The sequence below is a fragment of the Micromonospora profundi genome, from assembly GCF_011927785.1.
GTDB classification, from domain to species: domain Bacteria; phylum Actinomycetota; class Actinomycetes; order Mycobacteriales; family Micromonosporaceae; genus Micromonospora; species Micromonospora profundi.
The window spans coordinates 6717028-6735882 of sequence record NZ_JAATJK010000001.1 but is presented as its reverse complement, the minus strand read 5'-3'; the positions used below and the strand labels follow the sequence as shown (position 1 = coordinate 6735882).

Below are 18855 nucleotides of genomic sequence, written 5' to 3'. Positions count from 1 at the left end.
CCCCTTGAGGGGCAGTTCGCTTCCAAGATCTACACGTGGGTGATCAGCGGCGAGCGGGTGGGGGGTCACAGGTCGGGTCTTCCCTCGTCCGGGGTGGAGGGCAGGGCGTGCAGGCGGCGGGCTATCCGGCCCGCTCCGGCGGCCAGGCGGCCCGCCTCGACCGCGTACCGCATCGCCGTCGCCATCGCCACCGGGTCGGCGGCCCGGGTGACAGCGCTGGCCAGCAGGACACCGTCGCAGCCCAGCTCCATGGCCAGGGCCGCGTCGGACGCGGTGCCGATGCCGGCGTCGAGGATGACGGGCACGTCCACGCTCTGCCGGATCAGCCGGATGTGGTGCGGGTTTCCGATGCCGAGCCCGGACCCGATCGGCGAGCCGGCGGGCATCACTGCGGCGCAGCCCACGTCGGCGAGCCGGCGGGCGAGCACCGGGTCGTCGCTCGTGTACGGCAGCACTGTGAAGCCGTCGGCGACGAGTTCCTCGGCGGCGCGGAGCAACTCCACCCCGTCGGGCAACAGGGTCCGCTCGTCGCCGATCACCTCAAGCTTGATCCAGTCGGTGTCGAAAGCGTCCCGGGCCAGCCGGGCCACCTTCACCGCCTCGGTAGCGGTGTAGCAGCCGGCGGTGTTCGGCAGCAGGCGTACGTCGCACCGCTCCAACAGGTCCAGCAGCCCACCGGCGGTGCCCGGTGCGGTGTCCACGCGGCGCAACGCCACTGTGACCAGCTCGGTGCCGGAGGCCCGGATCGCCTGCTCCAGCACGTGCAGGTTCGCGGCGCCGCCGGTGCCGAGGATCAACCGCGAGGTGAACGTGACCCCGCCCAGTTCGAACGGCACGCCGCTCACCCGCCCTGCGCGGCGGTGAGCACCTCGACGCGGTCGCCGTCGCGCAGCTCCGTCGCCGGCCAGCCGGTCCGGGGCACCACCTCGCCGTTGACAGCCACCGCCACCCCGCGGTGCTGCCCGGCGATGTCGCCGACGAGGTCGGCCACCGACGTACCGCCGGCCACGCTGCGGCCGGCCCCGTTCACCGTCAACTCCACCGGTCCTCCTCCATCGTCGGTTCGAATCCGCCCACCGCGCCCACACCGACCGCTCCGGCGGGAACGCGCACCCCGCCGGCAACGCGGATTTGGCGGTCCGAGGTGTCGAACCGGTCCGCCCCGAAGGGCGCGAGCAGCGGGTCGGGCACACCGGTGACCACCAGGTCGGCGATCAGGTCGGCGGTGATCGGGGTGAGCACGATGCCGTGCCGGTGGTGACCGGTGGCGGCGAGCACGTCGGGCCGTCCGGGCAGCGGCCCGAGGATCGGCGCGTTGTCAGGGGTGCCGGGGCGCAGGCCGGCGACGGCCTCGACGAGGTCGTACTCGGCCAGCTCGGGCAGCAGGTCGACCCCGGCGCGCAGCAGCCGCTGCACGGCACCGGCGGTGACGCCCGTGTCGGAGCGCTCCTCGACTGTCGCGCCGAGCACCACCTCACCGTCGGTGCGGGGCACCAGGTAGACGGGCTCCCCGTCGGCGTACCCCCGGATCACGTGCCGGAAGCCCGGCGCGACGCCGCCGGGCGCGCGTAGCCGGAGGATCTGGCCCTTCACCGGCCGCACGGGCAGGCCGGTGAGTGCGGCGGAGCCGCAGCCGGCGGCGACCACGACGAGGTCGGCGTCCACGTCGGACAGACTGTCGACGGCGCGCGGCACGAGGGCCACGCCGGCCCGCTGCGCGGCCGTCCGCAGCGCCGGCACCAGCATCCGTGGGTCGACCTGGTGGTCGGTGGGCGCGAGCGCGCCGCCGCGCACCCGTGGCGCGAGCGCCGGCTCGTGGTGACGCAGCTCGGTGGGGCGCAGCGCTGTCACCGGCAACCCCAACCCCTGTTGGTACGCCCACAGCCGGCGTGCCTCGGCCAGGTCGTCGCCGGTCAACCCGACAAGCAGTGTGCCGTCGGTCCGATAGCCGAGGTCGGCGCCTGTCGCCTCGGTCAGCTCGGCGGCGAACGCGGGCCAGCGGGCGGCGGAGGCCACCAGCAGGTCGGTGAGCTGCCGCTCGCCGAAGTACGCCTCGGAGACCGGGGCGAGCATCCCGGCGGCCACCGCGGATGCGCCCGACCCGGGTGCCGGGTCGTGCAGCGCCACCCGCAGGCCGCGCACGGCGCACCGCCAGGCGATCGCCAACCCGATCGGCCCGGCGCCGATCACCGCCACGTCCGGCCGGGCCCGCTCGACGGATTCCGTTGACGGGGACCGGCCGGTCAGCACGTCAGCGCCCGCAGCAGCTCGGCGGTGGCCTGAGCGGGATCGGCGGCTGCGGAGACCGCGCCGACGACAGCCACCCCGTACGCCCCGGCGTCCCGCAGTGCCGGCACCCGGGCGGCGGTCACCCCGCCGATCGCGATGACGGGTACGTCGACGGCGTCGACGACGGCGCGTACCCCTGCGGGGCCGATCGGGTCCGGCAGCCCGGTCTTGGTGGTGGTGGCGTGGCACGGGCCGACGCCCAGGTAGTCGGCGCCCGCCGCGATGGCCGCGGTCGCTGTTTCCGGTGCCCGGGCGGTGGCGCCCAGCACGCCTGTGGGGCCGAGCACCCGGCGTCCGGCGGCGACCGGCAGGTCGTCGGCACCGACGTGACCACCGGCGGCTCCCACCGCGAGCGCCACGTGCAGGCGGTCGTTCACCAGGCACGTCGCCTGGTACGGCGCGCAGAGCGCGAGGACCCGGCGGGCCAGGTCGTACGCCTCACGGTCGGTGGCGGAGTCCTCGACGCGCACCTGGACGACCAGGTCGGCGCGGGCCGCGGTGAGGGCGGCGTGGACCACTGTGAGGGGGTCCTGCCCGGGGCGGGTGTCGGTGATCAGATGCAGTCGACCGAGGGACGGCACGGCAACTCTCCTCCCTGCGCCGGCATTACCCGGATCAGGTTCGACGGTCGGGGGCTTCAGCCCCCCTCTCAGCCCGGTACACCGGGCTCCCGTGGGTTACTTGCACATCACCGTACGACAGTTCTGTGGACGTGCCAAGGGCGGGATGCCCCGGCTCAGATGGCGGGATCCGTCGGGCGCTTCATCCCGGTCCTGCCAGGAATGTCGCCCGCCGTTGCAGAACCGTTACCCGCCGGCATCTTGCCCGACATAGATCCAACGGAATTAATTTGTTCAGCGATTCGACAAAAATGCCGGCGCGGGCACCCTGGCACGGTGCCCCACCCGGCTCCATCTGGGACGGTCTTCGGCGAGCCGCCCCCCGCAATTCCTGTCCACCGCGACATAGGAGGCGGCGTGTCACGATCTCGTCGTGCCCGCGTACCACTAACCGCAACCCTGCTCTCCCTGGCCCTCGTCTCGACGACTCTGTTCTCCCTGCCCGCACAGGCAGCCAAGGCCCCCGCGCAGGTCCCCCCGAACGACGCGCAGGCAGTCACACCCGTCAGCCAGGTGGTGCCGAAGGCACCGAAGGCCGCCGCCGCCGATCCCTTCTCGGTCCTGGTCTTCTCCAAGACCGCCGGATTCCGGCACGACTCCATCCCCACCGGCGTCGCCGCCATCCAGCAGCTCGGCGCGACGAACGGGTTCACGGTGGACACCACTGAGGACGGCGCGGCGTTCAACGACGCCAACCTCGCCAAGTACAAGGCGGTGATCTGGCTCTCCACCACCGGCGACGTCCTCAACGCCGAACAGCAGGCGGCGTTCGAGCGGTACGTGCAGGCCGGCGGCGGATACGTCGGCATCCACGCCGCCTCGGACACCGAGTACAGCTGGGCCTGGTACGGCGACCTGGTCGGCGCGTACTTCGCCAACCACCCGGCGAACCAGCAGGCCACCGTCAAGGTGGAGGACCACGCCCACCCGTCCACCGCGGAGCTGCCGGACCGCTGGTCCCGCTTCGACGAGTGGTACAACTTCCAGACCAACCCCCGGCCGGACGTGCACGTGCTGGCCAGCCTGGACGAGAAGAGCTACAACCCGGGCGCCGGCGCGATGGGCGCCGACCACCCGACGGCCTGGTGTCAGGACTTCGACGGCGGCCGTTCCTGGTACACCGGGGGCGGGCACACGCGTGAGTCGTTCGCCGAGCCGGAGTTCCTCAGCCACCTGCTCGGTGGCATCCAGACGGCTGCCGGCGTCGTCGACGCCGACTGCGGCGCCTCGAAGACCTCCAACTTCGAGAAGATCACGCTCGACAGCAACACCAGCAACCCGATGGAGCTGGACATCGCCCCGGACGGGCGGGTCTTCTACATCGAGCGCGACGGTCGGGTCCAGATCATCAAGCCGGACACCGGCAACACCGTCACCGCCATCGACCTCGACGTCTTCACCGGCAACGAGGACGGCCTGATCGGCATCCGGCTCGACCCGGACTTCGCCACAAACAACTGGGTGTATCTCTACTACGCCCCGAACGACAACGTCACCCGCAACCTGCTGTCCCGGTTCACTGTGACCGGCGACACCATCAACCCGGCCAGCGAGAAGCAGGTGCTGCGGGTCGACACGCAGCGCAACACCTGCTGCCACGCGGGCGGCAGCATGACCTTCGACGGTGACGGCAACCTGTACCTGGCCACCGGTGACAACACCAACCCGTTCGAGTCGAGCGCGTACACGCCTATCGACGAGCGGCCGGGCCGCCAGGACTACGACGCGCAGCGCACCTCCGGCAACACCAACGACCTGCGCGGCAAGGTGATCCGGATCCACCCGGAGGACGACGGGACGTACACCATCCCGGCGGGCAACCTCTTCGCACCGGGCACCGAGAAGACCCGCCCGGAGATCTACGCGATGGGCTTCCGCAACCCGTTCCGGATCGGCACCGACCCCAAGACCAACACGCTGTACGTGGCGGACTACGGGCCGGACGCCAACGCGGACAACCCGAACCGTGGCCCCCGTGGTCTGGTCGAGTGGAACGTCGTCACCCCCGGCAACTACGGCTGGCCGTACTGCACGGGCACGAACGAGGCGTACAACGACTACACGTTCCCGTCCGGCCCGAGCGGAGCGAAGTTCGACTGCGCGGCGCCGGTGAACAACTCGCCGAACAACACAGGCCTGACCAACCTCCCGCCTGTCGTTCCGGCCACCGTCGACTACGGCTACGCCGGTGACTCGCGGTACCCGGAGATCGGCGGCGGCGGCGCCCCGATGGGCGGCCCGGTCTACCGGTACGACGCGGACCTCAACTCGACGCGGAAGTGGCCGGCGTACTACGACGGCAAGGCGCTGCTCGGCGAGTGGAACCAGAACAAGATGTACACGATGCAGATGAGCGCCGACGGCAAGTCGTTGGTGGACATCAACCAGTTGCTCACCGGCATGAGCATGATCCGGCCGATGGACTTCGAGTTCGGTCCGGACGGCGCGCTGTACCTGATCGAGTGGGGCAGCGGTTTCGGTGGCAACAACGACAACTCCGGCGTCTACCGGATCGACTACACCGCCGGGGACCGCGCACCCATCGCGGCGGCGTCGGCCACCCCGACCTCGGGTCCGGCACCGCTGACCGTCACCTTCTCCAGCGCCGGGTCCCGCGACCCGGACGGCGGCACGCTCACCTACGCCTGGGCCTTCGGCGACGGGCAGACCTCCACCGAGGCGAACCCGACGCACACGTACGCGACGGCTGGCGACTACACCGCCCAGCTCACAGTGACCAACCCGAAGGGCCGTACCGCGGTGGCCAACGTGCCGGTCACCGTGGGCAACACCGCTCCGACGGTGACCATCGAGTTCCCGCCGGACGGCGGGTTCTTCGACTGGGGTGACCAGGTCCGCTACACGATCAAGGTCACGGACCCGGAGGACGGGCAGATCGACTGCGACGAGGTGCAGTTGCAGGTGCTGCTCGGCCACGACGAGCACGCTCACCCGTTGGAGCAGCACACCGGCTGCACCGGCACCGTCCAGACGTCGCTCGCCTCCGGGCACGGCGCCGAGGCGAACGTCTTCGCGGTCTTCGAGGCCACCTACACCGACAAGGGCGGCAACGGCGGCTCCGGCGCGCTCACCGGCCGGGCGATCGAGATCCTCCAGCCGAAGCGCAAGCAGGCCGAGTACTTCACCGCGACCGGCCGCGCGCCGGTGAGCACGGGCGGCGGAGACGCCGGCGTGCAGCGGGAGACCGGCTCCGACACCGCCGGTGGCGGTCAGAACATCGGGTTCATCGAGGACGGCGACTGGTGGTCGGTGGCCCCGGCGGACCTGACGAACATCAGCGAAATCCGGTTCCGGGCCGCGTCGGCCGCCGCTGGCGGTCGGATCGAGGTCCGTGCGGGCGCTGTCGACGGACCGGTGGTCGCCACTGCCACAGTGCCGGCGACCGGCGCGTGGCAGACGTACACGGACGTGAGCGCGCCGGTCACCGGTGCCGCGAGCGGCTCGCTGTTCTTCCTTGCCCGCGACCCGAACGGCGGGACAGGCTCGCTGTTCAACGTCAACTGGATGGACTTCGTCGGGCGCGGCGTCACCGAGAACGCGCCGCCGGTGGTCACCGCCACCGCCACCCCGGCGACCGGCACCGCGCCGGTCACCGTCGCCTTCGACGGCACGGCGACCGATGCCGAGGGCGACACCCCGCTGACGTACGCCTGGGACTTCGGTGACGGCGGATCGGCGTCCACGCTGGACGCCAGCCACACCTACACCAGCCCTGGCACGTTCACGGCAACCCTCACGGTGACCGACAGCAAGGGTGCCAAGTCCTACGCCACGGTGCCGGTGCGGGTGGACGCTCCGGACACGTCCTGCTTCGGGGCGCGTTCGGACGACTTCAACGGCACCAGCCTCGACAAGGACCGCTGGACCGTGGTCCGGGAGAACCAGCTCTACTCGGTCAGCGGCGGCGCGCTGCGGCTGCCGACCGGCGTGGGCGACCTCTACGGCGCCCGCAACGACGCCACGAACCTGGTGCTCCAGGCGGCGCCGACCGGTGCCTGGGAGATGACCACCAAGGTCACCTTGCCGGTGACTGCCAACTACCAGCAGGCCGGCCTGTTGGTCTACGGCGACGACGACAACTACGCCAAGGTGGACCTGCTCTACAACGGCAGCCGTCGGGTGGAGTTCATCCGGGAGACGGCCGGCACGCCTCGCAACGAGTCTGCCGACAGCGCCGCCGCGCCGGCGGGTGACACCGTGTACCTGCGGATCACCAGTGACGGGACGAACCTGACCGCCGCCGCCTCGGCTGACGGTCAGACGTTCACCCAGGTCGGCCGGTCGGCCGACCTGGCCGGGATCACCAACCCGCGGATCGGGGTCTTCGCGCTCAACGGTGGCACCGAGGCACCTGTGGTCGACGCGGCCTTCGATTCGTTCCAGGTCACGCCGGACGCCCCGGCTGGGCCGGTCGACCCGTCGGACGAGTTCACCGGCAGCACGCTGGACAAGTGCCGCTGGGACGCGATCCTGCGGGAAGACCCGGCGGGTTACCGGGTGACCGGTGGCGCGCTGCGGATCGACGTGCCGAACGGTGACATCTACGGCACCGACAACACCGGGCCGAAGAACTTCATCCTCCAGACCGCGCCCTCGGGCGACTGGACCCTGGAGACGAAGGTCGACGGCAGCCTGCTGAACGAGCAGTACCAGCAGGCCGGTCTGATCGTGCAGGCGGACGACGACAACTACCTGAAGTTCGACTTCATCGCGGACAACCAGGCCGGCCAGGCGGTGACGCGGCGGATCGAGTTCCGCAGCGAGATCGGTGGGACGGTCCAGAACCCGCAGCCGGAGGCGGGCAACCTGACCGATGCCGTGTGGCACCTGCGGCTGGCCCGCAGCGGCGACACGTTCACGGCGTCGTACTCGGCCGACGGGACGACCTGGACGGCGTTGGAGTCGTTGACGAACAGCGCGGTCGGGGCCACCCCGAAGGTCGGTCTGTTCACCCTCGGCGCCAACCAGACGGCGTCGAAGACGGCCTCGTTCGACTACTTCCGGCTCAGCACCAGGGCGGTCGACGAGACCGCCCCGGTGACGACGGCGGCGGTGTCGGGCACTCCCACCGAGGGGTGGTACACCGGCCCGGTGACGGTCACGCTGACCGCCGCCGACGAGGCCGGTGGCAGCGGCCTGGCCGGTACGTCGTACCAGCTGGACGGTGCCACCGCGTGGACGCCCTACACCGAGCCGGTGACGGTAAGCGGTGACGGCGAGCACGAGCTGCGGTTCCGCTCGACGGACCAGGCGGGCAACGTGGAGTCGACCAAGACCGTTGCGGTCAAGATCGACGCCACGGCACCGGTGACCTCGGCGACGTTCGCTCCGGCGAACGACGAAGGCTGGCACAACGGGACCATCCCGGTCGTGCTGACCTCGACCGACGCCGGTTCCGGGGTCAAGTCGGTGGAGTGGTCGCTCGACGGTGGCGCGTGGACGCCGTACTCGGAGCCGATCGAGGTGACCGGTGACGGGCAGCACGAGCTGCTGTTCCGCTCGACCGACAAGGCTGGCAACGCCGAGACGCTGAAGTCGGCGGTGCTGCGCATCGACGGCACCAAGCCGACGCTGCTGGTGTCCGGCATCGCCGACGGCCAGCTCTACGGGGACAGCCAGGACGTACGGGTGTCCTGGCAGGCCGTCGACCCGACCTCGGGCATCGCGTCCGTGGTCGGCACGCTGGACGGCAAGGCGTACGCCAGCGGCACCTTGCAGGCCATGTACGAGCTGCCGCTCGGCCTGCACGAGCTGACCGTCACCGCGACCGACAAGGCGGGCAACAAGACCACCTCAGCGGTCCGGTTCTTCGTCACCACCTCGTTCCGGGACATGCAGAACCTGCTGGACCGGTTCAAGGCGACGGGGCGGCTCTCGGCCAAGGCCCACAAGGATCTGACGAAGAAGCTCGACGCCGTCCGCAAAGCTGAGGCGGCCGGCAACGACAACAAGGCGCTCAAGGAGCTTGACGCCTTCCGGAAGCTCGCCGCGGACACCAAGTTGGTGACCGAGGCGGAGATCCGGGACGTGCTGGTCCGCGACGCCGATGCCATGACGGTGCGGCTGGGCGGAACGCCGGCCAGCAACGCCGGGGTCAAGGCGAACAAGGGCAAGCCCGTAAAGGGTGCCGGGCGACTGGGTGACGACGTCACGCGGCTCGCTCCGGGTCGCCAGCTCTGATCCATCCGAGGCCCCTTCCCGACACCTCGGTGTCGGGGAGGGGCCTCCTCAGCTCAGTGAGGAGACGTCCGTGACTCATATCCGTGCGGTGTTCACCGCCGTGGTCGTCGGGTTGGTCCTGGCGCTGCTCTCCACCGCCCCTGCGGCGGCGCACACCGGCAAGCTGAAGCTTGAGGTCGCCGGTGACGGCGCCGAAGGGGTGACCATCCAGGCCACCTACAGCGACGGGCACCGGCTGGACAAGCCGGTGCGGTTGGTCCTCACCGGCACTGGTCCGGACGGGCAGCGGATCGGCCCGGTGCAACTGGAGCCGGCACCCGAGGGGCAGGGCTTCTACAGCAGCGGCCCTCTGCTCTCCCCCGGTAAGTGGCGGGTGACGGTGACCGCTCCGGCACCGAATCCCGGCAAGGCGACCGCCGACATCCAGGCGAAGGTCGCACAGACCGCGCCGGCTCCCGCGCCGGTGGCCGTGACGGCGGACACGAACCGTGCCTCCGGAAGTGAGGCGGGTGGCGGTTGGTGGCCGATCGCGGCTGCCGGCCTGGTGCTCACCGCCGCCGCGATGGGTGTGGCGATGCTGTTCGGTCGCCGCCGCACCGGCACCCAGAACGACTGATCGGCCCCTGAAGTCGGGGTGTTCCGGCCCCGGACCACCCCGACTTCAGGGAACGCGAGTCATGCCGCGTTCGAACGTCCGGGATCAGCCGATGGCGCGCAGCGCCGCCAGGTCCTCGTCGCTGGGCTCCCACGTGCCGGCCGCGGCGTTGGCGTGCACCTGATCGGGCGTGGTGGCACCGGCGATCACCGAGGTCACCGCCGGCTGAGCGGCCAGCCCGCCGATCGCCACCTGGAGCATCGTCAGACCCCGCTCGGCGGCGTACGCCTCAAGCGCCTCGATGGTGTCCCAGTTGGCTGCGGCGAGGCGCTCGGCGTACCGGCCACCGCCGGAGAGCCGACTGCCCGCAGGAGGCTGCTCACTGCGCTTGTACTTGCCGGTGAGCAGGCCGTTGGCGAGCGGGAAGAACGGCAGCATGCCGAGGCCGAACCGCTCGCAGGCGGGGATCACCTCGGCCTCGACCGAGCGCTCCAGCAGGTTGTAGTGGTTCTGCGCGCTGATGAAGCGGGACCGACCGTTGGACGAGGCCACCCAGTCGGCGTCGGCGATCTGCCACCCGGAGAAGTTGGAGTTGCCCAGGTAGCGCACCTTGCCGTCGCGGACCAGGTCGTCGAGAGCGGCGAGGGTCTCGTCGATCGGGGTGCCCGGGTCGGGCTCGTGCATCTGGTAGAGGTCGATGTGGTCGGTGCCGAGCCGGCGCAGCGACGCCTCCACTGCGCGGGCGATGTAGCGCCGCGCGCCCCGGGCACCGAAGTCCGGCCCGTTGAGGCCGTTCATGTCCATGCCGAACTTGGTGGCCACCACGACGTCGTCGCGACGACCCTTGAGGGCCTGCCCGAGCAGTTCCTCGGAGCTGCCCTGCGGCTCGCCGTAGATGTCGGCGGTGTCGAAAAGGGTGATCCCGGCGTCCAGGGCGGCGTCCACCACCGCGCGGGTGCCGTCGAGGTCGAGCTTGCGGCCGAAGTTGTTGCAGCCGATGCCGACGACGGACACCACGAGCCCGGAGTCGCCCAGCCGGCGATAGGTCATCTCAGTCACGAGATCCACCCTATGCCCAGCGAAGGAAGGGCCCCTTACTAACGCCTGGCGTTAGTAAGGGGCCCTTCCTTCGCTCTCAGCCCACGTCCCAGACCGGCTCCGGGGTCTCCACCACCTCGCTGTCGCCCCGGAACAGCACGAACCGGTCGAACGAGCGGGTGAACCAGCGGTCGTGGGTGACGGCCACCACCGTCCCCTCAAAGGCGTTCAGGCCCGCCTCCAGTGCCTCCGCGCTGGCCAGGTCGAGGTTGTCGGTGGGTTCGTCGAGCAGCAGCAGGGTCGCCCCGGACAGCTCCAGCAGCAGCACCAGGAATCGGGCCTGCTGCCCGCCGGAGAGAGTGCCGAAGCGCTGGTCGCCCTGCGCGGCCAGTTCGTAGCGGCTGAGCACCCCCATCGCCGCGTGCCGGTCCATCCCGGTGCGGTGCTCGTCGCCCCGCCACAGGATCTCGACAAGCGTCCTGTCCGTCAGCTCCGGCCGGTCGTGTGTCTGGGAGAAGTGCCCGGGGCGGACCCGGGCACCCAGCCGGGCAGTGCCCTCGTGCGCCACCGGGGCGAGCGCGCCCGCACCGTCGACCGGCCCGTTGGCCGGGTCGGGGTCGGTGCCGCCCCGGGCCAGCAGCCGCAGGAAGTGCGACTTGCCGGTGCCGTTGGCACCGAGCACCGCCACCCGGTCGCCGTACCAGATCTCCAGGTCGAAGGGGAACGTCAGGCCGTCGAGCTCCAGCTGGTCGCAGATGACCGCGCGCTTGCCGGTCCGCCCGCCGGTCAGCCGCATCCGGATGTCCTGGTCCTTCGGGGGTACGGGCGGCGGCCCGGCCTCCTCGAACTTGCGCAACCGGGTCTGCGCGGCCTGGTAGCGCGAGGCCAACCCGTCGTTGTACGCCGCCTTCTGCTTGTACATCAGCATCAGCTCGCGCAGCTTCTGGTGCTCCTCGTCCCAGCGTCGACGCAGCTCGTCGAGGCGTGCGTGCCGGTTCGTCCGGGCCTCGTGCCAGCTGGCGAAGCCACCCGGGTGCACCCAGGCGCTGCCACCCTCCACGGCGACCACCCGGTCGGCGGTCTGTGCCAGCAGTTCCCGGTCGTGCGAGACGTAGAGCACCGATTTGACCGACTCGCGCAGCCGCGCCTCCAGCCAGCGTTTGCCGGGTACGTCGAGGAAGTTGTCCGGTTCGTCGAGCAGCAGCACCTCGTCCGGGCCGCGCAGCAGCAACTCCAACGCGAAGCGCTTCTGCTGCCCGCCGGAGAGGGTGCGCACCGGCCGGTCCCGGACTGCGTCCCAGGGCTTGTCGAGCACGATGGTGGCGACGGTGTCGAAGAGCACCTCGGCGTCGTAGCCGCCGGCTTCGCCCCAGGCGCCCAGCGCGTCGGCGTACGCCAACTGTGCCTTGCCTGCGGCGCTGCTGAACTTGCCGCGGACCTCGGCCGCCCGCATGGCCGCCTCGGTCTCGGCGAGCCGGCGGCCGGCGTCGCGCAGCAGTGGCGGGGCGAGCGACAGCGCCAGGTCGGCGAGTGTCGTCTCGTCGCCGATCATGCCGATGAACTGGCGCATCACGCCCAGCCCGCCGGCGCGCGCGACGGCGCCGGTACGCACCGGCAGGTCACCGGCGACCATCCTCAGCAGCGTCGTCTTTCCCGCGCCGTTCGGCCCGACAAGGGCGACCTTGCTGCCCTCACCGACCCGGAACGACACGTCGGCGAAGAGTTCCCGACCGTCGGGCAGGATGTGCCCGACCGCTGCCACGTCCACGTATCCCACGCCGGGATACTGCCCCAGCGCGGGCCGGGGGGACATCCAATTACCGGGTGACCCGCAGCACCCGGAACCCCTTCTGGCTGGCGTACCGCTCGACCTGCCAGCCCTCGTCGGTGAGCCAGCGGTGCAGCGAGTCGCCGCCGAGGTGGCGGGCGACGACAAGCCAGCCGACGCCGTCCGGAGCGAGCCGGGGAAGCCAGCGCCGCAACAACTCGTGCAGGTCGTCCTTGCCGATCCGGATGGGTGGGTTGGACCAGAGCTGGGCGAATCGAACCTCCGCCGGCACGTCGTCCGGCGCGCGGACCAGGACCCGGTCGGCGGCGTTAACCCGGGCCGCGTTGGCTTCGGTGAGTTCGCGGGCGCGGGCGTTGACGTCGACCGCCCAGACGGTGCTCGCCGGTGCCAGGTCGGCGAGCACGCAGGCGATCGGGCCGAACCCGCAGCCGAGGTCGAGCAGGTCACCTGTGGTGTCGGCGGCGGGAAGGTCTGCCTTGCGCAGGAGTACGGCGGTGCCGGGGTCGAGGCGGCTGGCGGAGAAGACCCCGCCGGCCGAGCCGAGCCGGTAGTCGCGGTCGGCGACGGTGAACTCGACCTCGCGCGCCGGGGCTTCGCTTGCGGGTTGAGCGCTGAAGTAGTGGTCGCCGGTCACGTCGGCAATTCTCGCACCGGCTCGGCATGCTCACGACACGGCCCACATGCACATTCCCCATTATTGCCCCTAAAGGGACAATGGCTCCTACTCTGGGCAACATGGTGTATCGGTACGAGTCCGATGAGGACGCATTCGAGGAGTACCCGGAGCCCGGGTCCGACCTGCCCGCGCTCGGTGCCGGGCCACCGCCGGCGGCCGGGCCTTCCCCGTCGCGCTTTCCGGCCCCGTCGCTGCCCCGGCCGAACCAGTTGATGCTGCCCTCGACGCAACCACCACAGGCCGCCCGCGCCGCCACCCCGGCCAGCCCGCCGCTCGGTCAGGTCTACACCTCCGCCCAGCCGGTGGATCCGTCCACCCGACGCAGCGGCGGACGACTCTGGCAGGCGGTCGTCGGCGGTGCCGCCGTCCTGGTCCTGCTCGCCCTCTGCGGCCTGGGCGCCGCCGCTCTGCTGGCGGACCGCAACCAGGAGCCCCAGACCACCCCGACGCTCCAGCCGAACGCCGCCGCGCCCACCCCCGCCCAGCGACAGGACCTCGACTCCCGGGACACCGACCAGGCCCCGCTCACCGCCAAGGAACTCTTTCCCGGCAAGCAGCTGAAGCTCGCCGACGGCCAGCCCGCCTACCAGGTGCTCAAGACGCAGTCCAGCGGCAGTTGCGCCGTCGCCGCCACCGGCGAGGTGGCCGACCTGCTGGTCCGCCTCGGCTGCAACCAGGTCGTACGGGCCACCCTGCGATCCCCGAGCGGCGACCACCTGGTCACCACGGGCCTGTTCAACCTCACCGACAAGGTCAGCGCGGAACGGACCCGCGACCGGCTCCGGCAACTGCTCGACGAACGGCAGGGCCGCTTCCGGGGTCTGACCACCGGCGACGACGACGGCACCGACGCGCTGACAAGCGCACCGGCGCGGGTCGGCTGGCAGGTCCGCGGGCACTACCTGGCGTACGCCCTGGTGGTCCGCGCCGACGGGGCCGCCGTGAAGTCCGGCGACGCCAAGATCCGGGAGGTGCTGTTCGACATGATCGAGGTGCACCTCAGCCGGGGCGTGCTGCAACGCCGGGCCGACACCGCGATGGCCGTACAGCCGACGCCGGCGCCCACCGAGGGCAGCGGCAGCCAGAGCGGCGACGACGACGAGTTGCCGGGCGACTGACGCGAGCCCGTTTGACGGGTGTGCCGCCGACCGGTGGCACACCCGTCGTCGTTTGGTCAGCCTTCGACCGGTGCCGAGGCTTCGGCGGCGACACGCAGGCGGCGGGTGAGGTCGGCGCGGCGGGCGTACTCGGTCGGGTCGGCCGGGTAACCGACCGCCACCAGTGTCAACCCGTGCGCGGGCGCCACAGTCACCTCGCTGGAGCGTTCCTGGCGGGTCAGCAGACTGCCCGGCCACTCGACCGGGCGGCGGCCGTCCCCGGCCACCAGCATCGCCCCCACCAGGCTGCGCACCATCGCCTGGCAGAACGCGTCCGCCTGCACGGTGGCGACCAGGATGCCGTCCGGCTCCCGGCGCCAGTCCAGCCGGGTCACCTCGCGCAGCGTCGTCGCGTTCTCCTTGCGCCGGCAGTACGCGGCGAAGTCGTGCTCTCCCACCAGGCCGGTCGCCGCCGCGTTGAGCGCGGCCAGATCCAGCGGCCTCGGCCAGGCCAACACCTCGTGCCGGCGCAGCGGCTCGGCACCGAACACCGCGTCGGTGACCCGGTACTCGTAGCGCCGGAAGGTGGCCGAGAAGCGGGCGTCGAAGTCGGCGGGCACCTCGGTCATCGCCGTCACCCGCACGTCGGTGGGAAGCAGCCGTGCCAACCGACGCAGCAGCCGTCCCTCGTGCTGCCGCCACACGTCGACGGGAAGGTCGAGGTGGCAGACCTGACCTGTGGCGTGCACCCCCGCGTCGGTCCGCCCGGCCACCGTCAATCCGGTTGCCGTGCCGGCGCCGAGGACCAGGTCCAGGGTCTCGACGAGCACCCCGGCGACGGTGCGCCGGGTCGGCTGGGCAGCCCAGCCGGAGAAGTCCGCACCGTCGTACGAGACGTCCAGCCGCAGCCGGATCCGCTCGTCCACCTCGTACCTCCTGTCATGGGTCGGGCCCGGCACCCCGATGGGGGTGCCGGGCCCGACGTTGCCCTTGATCAGGCCTTGTTCTCGGTGGCTTCGTCGCTGTCCTCGCGGGCGGCGTCGGTGTCACCGGACGCCGACACCGGCGCCTCGGAGTCCTGGTCGGCCGGGGCCGACTTCGGGGCCTCGTCGGCCGGGGCGAGCGCCTCGACCTTGTCCTGCTGCGCAGCCTTGCGGGCCGCGGTCTTCTTGTTCACCTTGGGCTCGGCGACCTGAAGCTCCTCGACCAGCTCGATGATCGCCATCGGCGCGTTGTCGCCCTTGCGGGGACCGGTCTTCACGATCCGGGTGTAACCGCCGGGGCGGTTGGAGTACCGGGGCGCGATCTGGTCGAACAGGGCGTAGACAACGTCCTTGTCCTTGACGACACCCAGCACCCGCCGCCGCGAGGCGAGGTCACCGCGCTTGGCCTTGGTGATGAGCTGCTCGGCCAGCGGGCGCAGCCGCCGGGCCTTCGTCTCGGTGGTCTGGATCTTGCCGTGCTGGAACAGCGCGGTGGCCAGGTTCGCCAGCATCAGCCGCTCGTGCGAGGGGCTGCCGCCGAGGCGGGGGCCCTTGGTGGGCGTGGGCATTTTTGGTGCTCCTCAGTTGTGGCGGCAGCGCGGACTAGAGCTGCTCGGTCTCGCGGTAGTCGTCGGTGTCGTAGTCGGCCTCGCCGAAGGTGTCCACGACGTTCGCCGGGTCGAAGTTCGGGGCCGAGTCCTTCAGCCCAAGACCCATCCCGGCGAGCTTCATCTTGACCTCGTCGATCGACTTCTGACCGAAGTTGCGGATGTCGAGGAGGTCGGCCTCGGTACGCCCGATGAGCTCACCAACGGAGTTGATGCCCTCGCGCTTGAGGCAGTTGTAGGAGCGGACGGTGAGGTCCAGCTCCTCGATCGGCAGGGCGAGGTCCGCCGCCAGCTGAGCGTCCTGCGGGGACGGCCCGATGTCGATGCCCTCGGCGGTCTCGTCAAGCTCCCGAGCCAGACCGAACAGCTCCACAAGCGTCGAACCGGCCGACGCCAGGGCCGTACGCGGACCCATCGACGGCTTGGTCTCGACGTCGATGATCAGCCGGTCGAAGTCGGTGCGCTGCTCGACACGGGTCGCCTCGACGCGGTACGTCACCTTCAGCACCGGCGAGTAGATCGAGTCGACAGGGATCCGGCCGATCTCGGCGCCGGACTGCTTGTTCTGCGCAGCCGTCACGTAGCCCCGGCCCCGCTCGACGGTCAGCTCCATGTCGAGCCGGCCCTTGCCGTTGAGGGTGGCGAGCTTCAGGTCCGGGTTGTGCACCGAGACGCCGGCCGGGGGCTGGATGTCGCCCGCGGTGACGTCGCCCGGACCCTGCTTGCGCAGGTACATGCTGACCGGCTCGTCGTGCTCGGAGCTGACGCACAGCTCCTTGATGTTCATGACGAGCTCGACCACGTCCTCCTTGACACCGGGGATCGTGGTGAACTCGTGCAGCACGCCGTCGATCTTGATCGAGGTGACCGCCGCACCCGGGATCGACGACAGCAGCGTGCGCCGCAGCGAGTTGCCCAGGGTGTAGCCGAAGCCCGGCTCCAGCGGCTCGATGGCGAACCGCGACCGGGTCTCGTTGATCGACTCCTCGGAGAGGGAGGGTCGCTGGCTGATGAGCATCTTTTCTCTTCTCTTCCGGGACGCCCGCTATTTGACGTCCACGACACAAACCGTTCCGGTGGCCCGCCCCGAAGGGCGGGCCACCGCACGAGCTCGGACTACTTGGAGTAGAGCTCGACGATCAGCTGCTCCTGGACCTGCGTGTCGATGACCTGCCGGGCCGGGAGGGAGTGCACGAGCACCTTCATCTGGCTCGGGATGGCCTCAAGCCACGCCGGAACCGTCTTCGAGCCGGCCTGAGCCTGCGCGACGACGAACGGGGTGAGCTCCTTGCTCTTGCCCCGAACCTCGATGATGTCGTGCTCCTTGACGCGGTACGACGGGATGTCGACCTTCTTGCCGTTCACCGTGAAGTGACCGTGCTTGACCAGCTGGCGGGCCATGTCCCGCGAGTGGGCGTAGCCGGCCCGGTAAACGACGTTGTCCAGCCGCGACTCGAGGATCTGCAGGAGGACCTCACCGGTCTTGGCCTGCTTGCCAACGGCTTCCTCGTAGTAACCGCGGAACTGCTTCTCCAGCACGCCGTAGACACGACGGGCCTTCTGCTTCTCACGGAGCTGGAGCAGGTACTCCGTCTCCTTGGTGCGGCCGCGGCCGTGCTGCCCGGGCGGGAACGGCCGGGACTCGAACGGGCACTTCGGACCATCGCACTTGCTGCCCTTGAGGAACAGCTTCATCTTCTCCCGCCGGCAACGGCGGCAGTCTGCACCGGTGTAACGAGCCATCTCTCTCTACCTCTCAGACCCGACGACGCTTAGGCGGACGGCACCCGTTGTGCGGCTGCGGGGTGACGTCGGCGATCTGGCCGACCTCGAGGCCCACGGCCTGCAGCGAACGGATGGCGGTCTCCCGGCCGGAGCCGGGGCCCTTGACAAACACGTCGACCTTGCGCATGCCGTGCTCCATGGCGCGACGCGCGGCGGCCTCGGCGGCCAGCTGCGCGGCGAACGGAGTCGACTTGCGGGAGCCCTTGAAGCCCACCTGGCCAGCGGAGGCCCAGGAGATGACCGCACCGGTCGGGTCCGTGATGGACACGATGGTGTTGTTGAACGTGCTCTTGATGTGCGCCTGCCCGTGGGCGACGTTCTTGCGTTCCTTGCGCCGGACCTTCTTTACAGCGGCTCCGGCACGAGCCTTCGGTGGCATAAGTCTGTGCGCTCCTATTACTTCTTGCCGGGCTTCTTCTTGCCGGCGACGGTCCGCTTCGGGCCCTTGCGGGTCCGTGCATTGGTCTTGGTCCGCTGGCCACGCACGGGCAGGCCCCGGCGGTGCCGGATGCCGGCGTAGCAGCCGATCTCGACCTTGCGGCGGATGTCAGCGGCGACCTCGCGGCGCAGGTCGCCTTCAACCTTGTAGTTGCCCTCGATGTGGTCGCGGAGCTGCACGAGCTCCTCGTCCGTGAGGTCCCGAGCGCGCTTGTCCGGCGAGATGCCGGTGGCGGCGAGTGTCTCCAGGGCGCGGGTGCGACCGACCCCGAAGATGTAGGTGAGCGCGATTTCCATCCGCTTCTCGCGGGGGAGATCCACGCCGACTAGACGTGCCATGTGCGGGCGTACTCCTCGTGATGTGTGGCGGAGGTGTGGACCCGTCCCACCCCGCTACCGGCCGTCCCGTCTTTCCGACGCTGTAAGCGCCGGTGACCGGGATCGGTCGCTGCCCGAGCGGGCCCCGGCCTCCGACCGGGGGTCAGCCACGAAAGGAGTACGTCTTCACGTACCGCTCGCGGCTGGGACGAGCATGTGTCTTGTGTGTCGCTGAGGATCTGCCTGGGCCAACGCCACCCGGCCGTGTCCGGCCGGACGGGCTGAGATCAGCCCTGGCGCTGCTTGTGGCGCGGGTCGGTGCAGATGACCATGACCCGGCCGTGCCGGCGGATTACCCGGCACTTGTTGCAGATCCTCTTGACGCTCGGCTTGACCTTCACGGTTGCCTTACTTCCCA

The 18855-nt window shown here is 70.7% G+C and carries 17 protein-coding genes and 1 riboswitch; of the genes, 3 read left to right on the top strand and 14 right to left on the bottom strand.

Translation table 11 applies throughout. The features are described from left to right. Positions 1 to 65: 65 nt before the first annotated feature. From F4558_RS30295 to thiE, 4 genes are all read right to left on the bottom strand, one after another. Entirely contained in the window at positions 66 to 845 is a 780-nt protein-coding gene (locus F4558_RS30295; protein ID WP_167947000.1) for a thiazole synthase, read from the bottom strand. Beyond that, positions 842 to 1042, bottom strand: coding sequence for a sulfur carrier protein ThiS (gene thiS / locus F4558_RS30290; RefSeq protein WP_053653902.1), 201 nt, complete (start codon positions 1040 to 1042; stop codon positions 842 to 844). The genes F4558_RS30295 and thiS overlap by 4 nt, the downstream gene beginning before the upstream one ends. Continuing rightward, on the bottom strand, positions 1033 to 2250 hold the full coding sequence (thiO, locus tag F4558_RS30285; RefSeq protein ID WP_312877419.1) for a glycine oxidase ThiO: 1218 nt from the start codon (positions 2248 to 2250) through the stop codon (positions 1033 to 1035). Before thiO ends, thiS begins: the two co-directional genes overlap by 10 nt. Then, complete coding sequence (gene thiE / locus F4558_RS30280; RefSeq protein WP_053653906.1) at positions 2244 to 2870, bottom strand: thiamine phosphate synthase; 627 nt, start codon at positions 2868 to 2870, stop codon at positions 2244 to 2246. Before thiE ends, thiO begins: the two co-directional genes overlap by 7 nt. Further along, positions 2865 to 2973, bottom strand: a riboswitch (TPP riboswitch). (Overlaps the previous gene by 6 nt.) Before the next feature lie 293 nt (positions 2974 to 3266). Between thiE and F4558_RS30275 the strand changes: the two genes are divergently transcribed. Both F4558_RS30275 and F4558_RS30270 read left to right on the top strand, forming a co-directional pair. After that, complete coding sequence (locus tag F4558_RS30275; RefSeq protein ID WP_167946999.1) at positions 3267 to 9110, top strand: ThuA domain-containing protein; 5844 nt, start codon at positions 3267 to 3269, stop codon at positions 9108 to 9110. A gap of 70 nt (positions 9111 to 9180) precedes the next feature. Beyond that, positions 9181 to 9726 (top strand): hypothetical protein, encoded by a 546-nt coding sequence (locus tag F4558_RS30270; protein WP_167946997.1) that lies wholly within the window; start codon positions 9181 to 9183, stop codon positions 9724 to 9726. A gap of 84 nt (positions 9727 to 9810) precedes the next feature. Here F4558_RS30270 and F4558_RS30265 read toward each other — a convergent pair whose 3' ends face one another. The 3 genes from F4558_RS30265 to F4558_RS30255 form a co-directional block, all read right to left on the bottom strand. Continuing rightward, on the bottom strand, positions 9811 to 10773 hold the full coding sequence (locus F4558_RS30265; protein ID WP_312877418.1) for an aldo/keto reductase: 963 nt from the start codon (positions 10771 to 10773) through the stop codon (positions 9811 to 9813). A gap of 67 nt (positions 10774 to 10840) precedes the next feature. After that, on the bottom strand, positions 10841 to 12520 hold the full coding sequence (locus F4558_RS30260; protein WP_167946995.1) for an ABC-F family ATP-binding cassette domain-containing protein: 1680 nt from the start codon (positions 12518 to 12520) through the stop codon (positions 10841 to 10843). 40 nt (positions 12521 to 12560) lie between these two features. After that, the gene (locus F4558_RS30255) at positions 12561 to 13166 is read right to left on the bottom strand and encodes a class I SAM-dependent methyltransferase (protein WP_167946993.1); all 606 of its coding nucleotides are present in this window, start codon (positions 13164 to 13166) and stop codon (positions 12561 to 12563) included. Between the two features lie 101 nt (positions 13167 to 13267). On the opposite strand from F4558_RS30255, the gene F4558_RS30250 reads away from it, so the two are divergent. After that, a complete protein-coding gene (locus F4558_RS30250) occupies positions 13268 to 14326 on the top strand; it encodes a hypothetical protein (protein ID WP_245241378.1) in 1059 nt (352 codons plus the stop codon). A gap of 56 nt (positions 14327 to 14382) precedes the next feature. Here the strand turns inward: F4558_RS30250 and truA are convergent, their stop codons facing one another. The 7 genes from truA to rpmJ all read right to left on the bottom strand — a co-directional run bounded on the left by truA (position 14383) and on the right by rpmJ (position 18838). Next, on the bottom strand, positions 14383 to 15231 hold the full coding sequence (truA, locus tag F4558_RS30245) for a tRNA pseudouridine(38-40) synthase TruA (protein WP_167946989.1): 849 nt from the start codon (positions 15229 to 15231) through the stop codon (positions 14383 to 14385). A 68-nt stretch (positions 15232 to 15299) separates the two neighbouring features. Continuing rightward, positions 15300 to 15857: a 50S ribosomal protein L17 gene (gene rplQ, locus F4558_RS30240; RefSeq protein WP_053653920.1), complete on the bottom strand. Its 558-nt coding sequence runs from the start codon at positions 15855 to 15857 to the stop codon at positions 15300 to 15302. A gap of 34 nt (positions 15858 to 15891) precedes the next feature. Next, on the bottom strand, positions 15892 to 16914 hold the full coding sequence (locus F4558_RS30235) for a DNA-directed RNA polymerase subunit alpha (protein ID WP_053653923.1): 1023 nt from the start codon (positions 16912 to 16914) through the stop codon (positions 15892 to 15894). A 98-nt stretch (positions 16915 to 17012) separates the two neighbouring features. After that, positions 17013 to 17639, bottom strand: coding sequence for a 30S ribosomal protein S4 (rpsD, locus tag F4558_RS30230; protein WP_007465229.1), 627 nt, complete (start codon positions 17637 to 17639; stop codon positions 17013 to 17015). A gap of 13 nt (positions 17640 to 17652) precedes the next feature. Further along, complete coding sequence (gene rpsK, locus F4558_RS30225) at positions 17653 to 18060, bottom strand: 30S ribosomal protein S11 (RefSeq protein WP_030329919.1); 408 nt, start codon at positions 18058 to 18060, stop codon at positions 17653 to 17655. A gap of 17 nt (positions 18061 to 18077) precedes the next feature. Further along, positions 18078 to 18458, bottom strand: coding sequence for a 30S ribosomal protein S13 (rpsM, locus tag F4558_RS30220; RefSeq protein ID WP_007465236.1), 381 nt, complete (start codon positions 18456 to 18458; stop codon positions 18078 to 18080). Positions 18459 to 18724: 266 nt separating this feature from the next. Next, positions 18725 to 18838, bottom strand: coding sequence for a 50S ribosomal protein L36 (gene rpmJ / locus F4558_RS30215; protein WP_012184307.1), 114 nt, complete (start codon positions 18836 to 18838; stop codon positions 18725 to 18727). Positions 18839 to 18855 lie beyond the last annotated feature (17 nt).